This window comes from Micromonospora sp. LOL_021 (assembly GCF_048060215.1).
Taxonomy (GTDB): Bacteria; Actinomycetota; Actinomycetes; order Mycobacteriales; family Micromonosporaceae; genus Micromonospora_E.
In genome coordinates this window covers 1-1,507 of the sequence record NZ_JBHMIN010000120.1, presented here as the reverse complement: position 1 = coordinate 1,507, position 1,507 = coordinate 1, and the positions used below count along the sequence as shown (strand labels likewise).

Annotated in this window: 2 protein-coding genes; one reads left to right on the top strand and one right to left on the bottom strand. The window is 65.3% G+C overall.

The window, feature by feature from the left end; genetic code table 11:
* Positions 1–739: 739 nt before the first annotated feature.
* Positions 740–940 (bottom strand): helix-turn-helix transcriptional regulator, encoded by a 201-nt coding sequence (locus ACFHWT_RS31225; RefSeq protein ID WP_416598275.1) that lies wholly within the window; start codon positions 938–940, stop codon positions 740–742.
* A 129-nt stretch (positions 941–1,069) separates the two neighbouring features.
* On the opposite strand from ACFHWT_RS31225, the gene ACFHWT_RS31220 reads away from it, so the two are divergent.
* A complete protein-coding gene (locus ACFHWT_RS31220; RefSeq protein WP_416598273.1) occupies positions 1,070–1,393 on the top strand; it encodes a DivIVA domain-containing protein in 324 nt (107 codons plus the stop codon).
* The last annotated feature ends 114 nt before the right edge of the window (positions 1,394–1,507 follow it).

Sequence of the window (1,507 nt, the reverse complement as noted above, 5' to 3'; positions counted from 1 at the left end):
CAGAGGGCACTTTCTACATCCGGGGTCCTGCCGGTCCAACCTTCATCGGTGGATCGAGGCTAAGGCCGCCTTCGGGCGGCCTTAGCGTTATGAGGGAGAATCTTGCACCTCTGCTACCTCGATGAGTCGGGCGGCTGTGAGCCTCCCAACAGTAGCCTTCTGCCACTCCGAATCGCTCACCAGTCCGGATCACGTCTGTTTCGTCCTGCCTCCCCTGTGCCGTCGACCCGCACTCCTGCGGAGCAGGCTGCGGCTCTGCCCGCCACACCTTGACGGCGCATACGGACGGTGGCGGGTCGGGCGGTACTGCTTGATCCAGAAGATCGTGCATCTGGTCAGGTCCCCGGAGGTGTACTTCCATCACGAAGAAGAGCGGCACCGCGCTGATCAAGTTGTTTAGCGAATGAGGGTAGGCGCTGGCCAACGCCACCCAGACGCGCTCGCATGTTCTTCACGGCGGCACGCGCCCGGCCCGACTTGACGCCAGTCATCGCGTCCATGGCCATGTTCCAGTTCGCGGCTGCCTCGCCGAGACGGCCCTGCGCGCACTGCACGTCGCCCAGGTTGGCCAACGTCAGCGTGTGAATACGGCGGTAGACGCCAGACGGCCAATTCGACGGCTGACTACTTTGGCCAAATGGGAGGGTATGGCCACAAAGTGGACAGCCGACGAAGGGGCCGGGCGGTCTGACTGAAGTCTGGCATGGGGCTACGCGCCGATGTTCGGAGCCGCCGGCGATCACCCTTCGGTGTCGTGGAGGTCTGGTCGGTGCTGCTTGATCCATTGTTCGACATCATCGGTACGCCAGATCCGGCCGACGGACAACACTGCCACTGGGTCAGGGAACGACTTCGAGTTGGTGATCTGGTAAGCGCGGGTACGCGAGACGCCGAGCATCTCCTGTACCTCCTGGCTCGCCACCAGCCGAAGCTCTCCCATGCAGCCACGGTAGGAGCATGCGAACTGAACACATGTTCTCTGCGCAGATGTACTCTTCACGTGACCGCTAAGCGTGTAGACTCTTCGCCTGAGTAGTACCTGACGTGCAAGAGCCGAGGGGAGGAAGTCGTGGAGCAGCGGAGCAGGCGGGGACGGGTGGTGTCTCGGCAGGGCGTACTCGTCGAGCCGTGGCAGGTCAGGGCTATGCAGTTCGAAACCCGGTGGCGTGGGCTGGACCCGGCGGCGGTGTACGCGTACCTGCGCGACGTCGCCGACGAGCTGGACCGGCTCACCCGGCAGGCCGCCGTCGACCGGGCCGAGGTTGACCGATTCCGCGAAGGGCTGCGGCAGTGGCGGCAACGGCACGTCGGCTGCCGGTTCAACGACCCGTCCGCCGGCGTCTACCAGTCGGAGCACCAGCGCCAGACCGGCGGCAACGGAGGTCACTGGTGAGCGACGAACCGCGCTGGACCATCCACCTGCCGACCCGGCTCACCGACATCGAGGCCGCCGCCCGGTTCGCCGCCGCGCTGCGGGACTCACTCGCCCACCTCGACGTCGTCGACT